This is a genomic window from Heyndrickxia sp. FW510-T9, assembly GCF_058781025.1.
Window position 1 is genome coordinate 21,411 of sequence record NZ_JBYSWK010000050.1, and the last position, 6,979, is coordinate 28,389.

Below are 6,979 nucleotides of genomic sequence, written 5' to 3' on the forward strand. Positions count from 1 at the left end.
AGTAAGAATACCATTTTCTAGTCAACATATTATTGGTTTTCTTGTAATAACACTCAACTTATATTTTTAGCAGAAATCATACTAAAAATCAAAGCATTCCTTTAGCAGATTATTATTTGGATACGATATAATATTTATTATTATACAAATCGATATGAGAGTGGGGAAAAATCATGATAGATTTAAGAAGTGACACTGTTACAAAGCCAACAGAAGATATGAGAAAGGCAGCATATATAGCTGAAGTTGGCGATGACGTATATGGTGAGGATCCTACCATATTGAAATTAGAAGAAACGGCGGCGGATATTTTAGGAAAAGAATCAGCACTCTTTGTTACGAGTGGAACACAAGGAAATCAAGTTGCTGTTTTAACTCATTGCCGTCCGGGAAGTGAGGTTTTGCTAGAATCAGAATCTCATATATTTTACTATGAAGCAGCAGCGGTTGCGGCTTTGGCTGGGGTTCAAACTCGGACAATAGTAGGGTGCAAAGGTGCAATGGATCCTAAAGATATTAATGAGGCAATTCGATCTGATGATATTCATTTTCCTGAAACAAGCCTCATTTGTTTAGAAAATACCCATAATCGTGCTGGCGGGGCAGTGGTACCGGTTTCTAATATGAAAAAGATTTATGAAATAGCTAACAGCTTTCATATTCCAGTCCATGTTGATGGTGCAAGATTATTTAATGCTGCAGCTGCTACAAAATGTTCCGTTATAGAATTTACGAAATATTGTGATACAGTTCAAATTTGTCTATCAAAAGGACTAGGTGCGCCTGTTGGATCTATTCTTGCTGGAAGTAAAGAATTTATCCAATCAGCAAGAAAATGGCGGAAAAGACTAGGTGGGGGACTAAGACAAGCTGGAATTATTGCGGCTCCTGGTTTGATCGCACTAACAAAAATGACTGATAGGCTTCCTGAGGATCATGCTAATGCAAAACGATTAGCTGATGGATTGCAGAATATAGCCGGGATTGAAGTGCAAAATGATGTGGAAACCAATATTGTTCTGGCAGACGTGAAAGGAATGGGGATAAGTTCTGATGACTTTGTAAAAGCATTGAAAAGAGAAGGAGTTTTAGCCGGAACCTTTGGTCCAACTTTGGTTCGTTTTACGACACATTTTGATGTTTCGACTTCGGATATTGAAAACGCACTTATCCAGATAAAAAAGGTTAGAGCAATCTAACCTTTTCTATTTTGAATATTTTTTTTTGCAAATTGTAATGAAAATAGGTGTATTAATTAGTACAACTACCCCTTATGGCTCATAGTCTATTAATGTAAATAGATAAAAAATGGCGAAAGGGGATATTTATTCATGAGTTATCGCAATCCAGGTCATTGTGGACCAATTCATTGTCCACCTAACTGTGCACCAACCCAATATGATCCAGGAAGTGTTGATCCTCCACAACAAGCTGTAAAAACAACCTATTTCCCACATGTCGTTCAGCATGTACACCCATCACATACAACAAACGTTAATAAACATGTGATTACGCACCAACACTATTTTCCACACACAGAATCTTGTGTGACAGAATGTTGTGAACAGCACGTCTTTTGTGGTGCACCAGTAAATCCGTGTTGTCCACCAATGCCACCAAGACCATATGGGTTTTAATTTTTATTATATTAAGGATCTCACATCTTGTGAGGTCTTTTTTTGTTCATAATATATTTCGGTATTTGCATTTGTTATGATGATAACTATTATTCATTATAAGTATTTCTTGTTTTTACTTTATGGCTCTACCCTGAAAACCCACCCTACGGTCAAAAAAACAAAAAAAAAGTAGGGGGTAAGGGACAAACCGTATTTTTTTAAAAAATTTGCCCATATTAAAATTGAGATTATTTAATTGTTAGGCACTTGGTTTGAGATCGACATCATATCCAAGTGTCTTTAATTTTTTTACAGCCCTCCTAACAAGTGTTTCTTCTCTTCGCTTGTCAAAATAATCAGAGCCCAGATCTTGATAAGTTTCTTTTTTATTTAGTAAATGATAGACAATTTTAAGAACTGCATGCCCTACTGCTACAGCTGCTCGATTTTTCCCTCTTCTAGAGGCAATGCGATGATATTTTGATGTTAAAAAATTAGGTTCTTTCTTTTTCCTGCCAATTGCGTGACCCACTTCAATCAGTGTGCTTCTTAGAAATTTATTCCCTTTTCGAGTTTTTGCCGATTTCTTTTTTCCTGCACTTTCATTGTGACCAGGAGTCATTCCTGCCCACGATGCTAAATGTTCTGCTGAAGGAAATCGGTCCATATTAGTTCCTATATCCGCAATTAAATATTCAGCACTACGGCGGCCTATACCGGGAATAGTCATAATCCTTTCTATATCCTCTTCTGATGGACTCAATCGTTGAGCTACTTCATCGTCAAGTCGTTCAATTTGTTCATCAAGAAAATCTAAGTGTTTAAGTTGAAGTTCCCACATCATTTGTTGATGGCATCCAATGATTCCAGTTAAGGCATATTCTAACTGGTCTTTTTTCTCTTTTAGACGACCTAAGGCAAGTTGAGCTAATTTGGCAGGATCTGTTTCTCCACTAATCATCGCTTCTATCATCATACGGCTTGATACACCAACTACTGAGCTCGCAACTGAACCTAGCTTAATGTTGGCACCTTCTAATACCTTTTGCAGTCGATTTACTTCACGTGTGTGTTCCTCTACTAAGCTGCGACGATATCGAACAAGCTCTCGTAATTCACGTTGATCACGTGAAGGAATAAAACTACTTTTAAGAAGTCCGTGACGCAATAGATCGGCAATCCACTCAGCATCCTTTACATCGGTCTTTCTTCCTGGTACTGCTTTAATGTGTTGGGCATTTACTACAAGCAAATTTAGATTGACACATTCAAGAACATTATAGACTGGCTTCCAATATACACCAGTACTTTCCATCGCAACATCCGTACAATGGTGACCATTGATCCAATCAAGAAGATGCAGAAGATCATGTGTCATTGTTCCGAATGTACGAATCTCTTTTGTTGTAGGAGTTATTACGCAGCCTACAATCGAGTCCTTGTGAATATCCAATCCACAAGCATATTGAACCATTACTCTCATTTAACAACACCTCATAACAAACAAAGGATTACGGTTGGTGCAACAACCTCTTGTAGGGCAATCTACCCTGCGTACTTCCCGAAGGAGTAACAATAATATGTGCACCAGGCGTTGGGGTCCGTCTGTTAATAGAGCTCGCAGCATCACAGAGCCTCGACCTCTTGACGCCAACCGCACTCTCTTTATTGCCAGAGAGGATAGTTTTCATTCATTTATGTGCTTATTCTTTTGCATGGATGTCTGTTAAAGGTAAATGTTGATATTTGATACCTGTCCGAATTCTAGATATAATCAATATAAGAACAAACATTCGGGAGACTATCAAGGTGAGTAAAGCGTTTAGCAACTTGTTAAAATTTATTGACAAATTACCCCATACCCAAAAAGAACAAGTGCATCAATGGGTTAAACGCTATGTTGAACCTTCTTCCTCTGCTGGCGGTCGTTTAATTAATGAAATGAGAGAAACTCGCTTCAAAGAAGGATTCGAGTGTCCTCATTGTTCATCGGAACACGTTGTTCGGTTCGGAAAGTATAAGAGTCGGCAACGGTATCAATGTAAATGCTGTAATAAAACCTTTACTGACACAACAAATAGCGTCTTGTACCGCTCTCGAAAAGGCGACGAATGGATTACATTTGTTGACTGTATGTTCAAATGCTATTCCCTGCGGAAATCGGCTGAAATCGTAGGGGTTACTTGGGTTACTCTTTTTTACTGGAGACACAAACTGCTGTCTGCTTTAAAACAAATGGATGTTGACCACTTTGATGTTATCGTTGAGATTGACGAGACCTATTTCCTGTACTCTCAAAAAGGGCAACGTAGCATTACGGAACGTAAACCACGCAAACGTGGCGGAAAGTCCAAACACAGAGGAATCAGTCACGAACAGGTATATGTTCTCGTTGCCAGAGACCGAACTAAAGCAACTGTCTCCAAAGTTGTCTGTATGGGGCGTATTGTAAAACCGAAAGTTGATGACTTAATTGGTTCTAAACTGTCCGAAGAAAACGTGATTGTAACCGATGCTTGGAAGGCTTACAAAACCTATGCGAAAGAAAAAGGTTTAGAGCATTATCGTATTAAATCAGACGGTGGTAAACACGTCATCAAAGGCTTGTATCACATCCAGAATGTCAACGGTCTCCATTCCCGTCTAAAACAGTGGATAGACCGTTTTTAAGGTGTGGCATCAAAGTATCTGGATAATTACCTTGCTTGGTTCTTATTTGTCGATAGTCGTAGTAAAGAAAGCACGAAACAGCATATAAAGGAATTTTTATTAACATCATTTGTATTTGAAATGACTGACACATATGACAGTTTGCGTCTATCTAAGTTCAAGATATAGTTCACATTAAGTATCACACATACTATAAAAACAGCATAAATGGAGTGAGCTTCGCTGGAAAATGCTATATTCTTTTATAAACCTAAAAAGTGGGAAATTGTGTTATTTGAAATTATTCGCTTTATTACTTTATTGTTTTCCATTGGGATGATGTTAAAGGGTGCAATTGTGAATGACTGGTTTTTCTGTGCCCTTGGTATTTTAATTTTTATTGCGTTTTTTCTACTATTCCGACATTATCAGGGAGATATCCGAGGGTATGTGGCGGTTTATCCAAATAAAATAATCGAAAAGAAGAAACACACAATAGAAGTATTTTTAAACGATGTGATTGAAGTTAGACATTTTAAAAAGGCAATAGGGACAAGGCAAACTTGGTATATGGATTGTTTGCAATTTTTTGTTAAAGAACAGGAAATTCCAATACTAATTAATCCTTCGTTTAAAGGAACAGTAGTACCCCATAATATGACCGAAGAAACAAAGGCAATTTTGAATTTTTTAAGAGCTAATTTTCCTTCAATTAAATTTACAAAAGAAGAATGGAAGGGACCTTATTAAAAATGTTGATTTTTACAAAAAGTGGGAAACCCAATTTTTGCGGATTTCCCTTTTGTTTAATCAAAAATTCAACATTAAAATTTAACAGAGCCTACTTTATAAATAATCTCCATTAAATCATCATGGTTTTGAATTCGATAAGAGAAAATCCTTTTTACTAAGGCTTTGTTAAACCTTAATGTTGATAATTGATAATTACGAACGAATATTCTATGAAAGGTAACAATTAGGTTCGGAGATGATTTGTCTATGGATTTTAAGGAGCTAAAAAAGCTTGCTGATACATTAGACGATAGTGGTAAGCAGGAACTTATCTTCTTTTTGCAATCCCGAACCAAGGGTGTCGGCTCCTGTTCGAATAATTGACGAAATCCAGGAGCAGAAGCACAAAGATGGTCTTGTTTGTCCGCATTGCAAAACCCATTCTGTCGTTCGTTTTGGGAAGTACGCCGTAAAAACACATACTGGAGAGGTTAAACGTCAGCGTTACCGCTGTAAATCCTGTCTCCAAACATTTAATGACCTTACAAACACACCTCTTCAACGAACGAGAAGACCTCATGCCGTGCCTGTTTACTGTCACCTACACGAACACAAAGCTTCGGCTTTCTGCTTATTCTTGTTAAGCTCACAGGCAGGTTTGGGATTAGCAATCCATAAGAAACAACCCGAGTTGAATTATGCTAAAATGTAGTTAAAGTAAAATGTAGATATCCCTCAGGAACAAAGGAGAACTAAAAATGAGAAAACTTGTTCTATTTCTGCACGCATCGCTTGATGGTTTTGTAGAAGGGTCGAATGGTGAAATGGACATTGGCTGGGTTTCCTACGATGCTGATTTGGAGAAACACGCGAAAGAAATTCTGAGTACTGCCGACACTGTCATTTGGGGACGTGGGACTTATCAGATGATGCACAGTTACTGGCCATCTGTGCCTTCGAATCCATCAGCTTCGCAGCATGAACGGAATCATGCCGAGTGGATCGAAAAGACAGCCAAAATCGTTTTTTCCACGACGTTGGAGAAAGTCGAATGGAATAATTCCAGACTCGTGAAAGAAGATGTCGAAGAAGAGATCAATAACCTCAAACAGCAGCCAGGCAAGGATATGGTCATCCTCGGCAGTCCTAGGTTCGCACACCACCTTATGCAGCTTGATTTAATTGATGAGTATAAAATTACGGTTTCTCCCGTCCTGATCGGTAAGGGATTGCCGTTATTCCAAGGTCTCAAGGAGAAGATCAATCTTAAGCTAATCGAAAACAAGACCTTTGATTCTGGAGCCATAGGTCTCGTTTACCAGAAGGTAAGATGACCATGTCACTTAAGGTGATTACGCTAACGGGAGACGATAGCTCAATTAACCGCCTTTTCATAAAGGCGGTTTTCTTATGGTCACAAATCAACATTAGAATTTAACATAACCTTTACTAAAGATATAGCATCTGCTTCTACGAGTAAAACGTACCTTCCAGTTATTTTACCTAAATAAAGATTTTGTCCAAAATCTGCTAATAATTCGGTAATCGTTGTTTTGCCTGATTTAATTTTAAATTCGGCCACAATTATGAAATCCAGAAGTTGTGAGGTAGAATACATAACTCTGTCGTTAATCGTTCTTGGATTTCACGCTTAATACTTGCTTTCAAGATTTCCATTTTCTTTTTCAAATAGCTATAAAACTGGTCGTTATCTGCAAAGATATGATGGTCATACTACACATGTTTATAAATTAAGGTATAGAAAACGAGATTTCATCAGATAATGGAAGGCGTTTTAAAAAAATGCTCTTTTCGTAAACTTTGTTGCTTTTTTGACAACTTTGAAGAGTTCAAAGATCAAACCAATTTTGAGGTTTCGAACGTGCCCGAAGTCAGACGAAAAGCGGGTTAACAGTCACATTCAGGCTTCGAACGTGCCCGAAGTCAGACGAAAAGCGGAGTAACGGTCACATTCAAGC

General features: G+C 37.9%; 6 protein-coding genes and 2 pseudogenes. 6 read left to right on the forward strand and 2 right to left on the reverse strand.

Going from position 1 to position 6,979, the window contains the following annotated elements:
* The first annotated feature begins 173 nt into the window (after nucleotides 1-173).
* Both ltaE and AC3WJF_RS18945 read left to right on the forward strand, forming a co-directional pair.
* Nucleotides 174-1,199, forward strand: coding sequence for a low-specificity L-threonine aldolase (ltaE, locus tag AC3WJF_RS18940; protein WP_492455004.1), 1,026 nt, complete (start codon nucleotides 174-176; stop codon nucleotides 1,197-1,199).
* A gap of 132 nt (nucleotides 1,200-1,331) precedes the next feature.
* Nucleotides 1,332-1,637: a CotD family spore coat protein gene (locus AC3WJF_RS18945; protein WP_492455006.1), complete on the forward strand. Its 306-nt coding sequence runs from the start codon at nucleotides 1,332-1,334 to the stop codon at nucleotides 1,635-1,637.
* A 241-nt stretch (nucleotides 1,638-1,878) separates the two neighbouring features.
* Here AC3WJF_RS18945 and AC3WJF_RS18950 read toward each other — a convergent pair whose 3' ends face one another.
* Nucleotides 1,879-3,102 (reverse strand): IS110 family RNA-guided transposase, encoded by a 1,224-nt coding sequence (locus tag AC3WJF_RS18950; RefSeq protein WP_492455008.1) that lies wholly within the window; start codon nucleotides 3,100-3,102, stop codon nucleotides 1,879-1,881.
* 326 nt (nucleotides 3,103-3,428) lie between these two features.
* On the opposite strand from AC3WJF_RS18950, the pseudogene AC3WJF_RS18955 reads away from it, so the two are divergent.
* From AC3WJF_RS18955 to AC3WJF_RS18970, 4 genes and pseudogenes are all read left to right on the forward strand, one after another.
* Nucleotides 3,429-4,457, forward strand: a pseudogene (locus AC3WJF_RS18955) (IS1595 family transposase).
* Between the two features lie 99 nt (nucleotides 4,458-4,556).
* A complete protein-coding gene (locus AC3WJF_RS18960) occupies nucleotides 4,557-5,018 on the forward strand; it encodes a hypothetical protein (RefSeq protein WP_492455010.1) in 462 nt (153 codons plus the stop codon).
* Nucleotides 5,019-5,267: 249 nt separating this feature from the next.
* Nucleotides 5,268-5,580: pseudogene (locus AC3WJF_RS18965) on the forward strand (transposase); the annotation flags it as partial.
* A gap of 178 nt (nucleotides 5,581-5,758) precedes the next feature.
* Nucleotides 5,759-6,334, forward strand: a complete 576-nt coding sequence (locus AC3WJF_RS18970; protein WP_492455012.1) for a dihydrofolate reductase family protein — start codon at nucleotides 5,759-5,761, stop codon at nucleotides 6,332-6,334.
* Nucleotides 6,335-6,414: 80 nt separating this feature from the next.
* Here the strand turns inward: AC3WJF_RS18970 and AC3WJF_RS18975 are convergent, their stop codons facing one another.
* A complete protein-coding gene (locus tag AC3WJF_RS18975) occupies nucleotides 6,415-6,618 on the reverse strand; it encodes a DUF3900 domain-containing protein (protein WP_492455014.1) in 204 nt (67 codons plus the stop codon).
* Between the last annotated feature and the right edge of the window lie 361 nt (nucleotides 6,619-6,979).

Bases quoted from the DNA above. Each gene is read 5' to 3' on its own strand.
- AC3WJF_RS18975 (WP_492455014.1), bottom strand. From the start codon at position 6,618: ATGTATTCTACCTCACAACTTCTGGATTTCATAATTGTGGCCGAATTT.
- AC3WJF_RS18945 (WP_492455006.1), top strand. From the start codon at position 1,332: ATGAGTTATCGCAATCCAGGTCATTGTGGACCAATTCATTGTCCACCT.
- ltaE (WP_492455004.1), top strand. From the start codon at position 174: ATGATAGATTTAAGAAGTGACACTGTTACAAAGCCAACAGAAGATATG.
- AC3WJF_RS18970 (WP_492455012.1), top strand. From the start codon at position 5,759: ATGAGAAAACTTGTTCTATTTCTGCACGCATCGCTTGATGGTTTTGTA.
- AC3WJF_RS18950 (WP_492455008.1), bottom strand. From the start codon at position 3,102: ATGAGAGTAATGGTTCAATATGCTTGTGGATTGGATATTCACAAGGAC.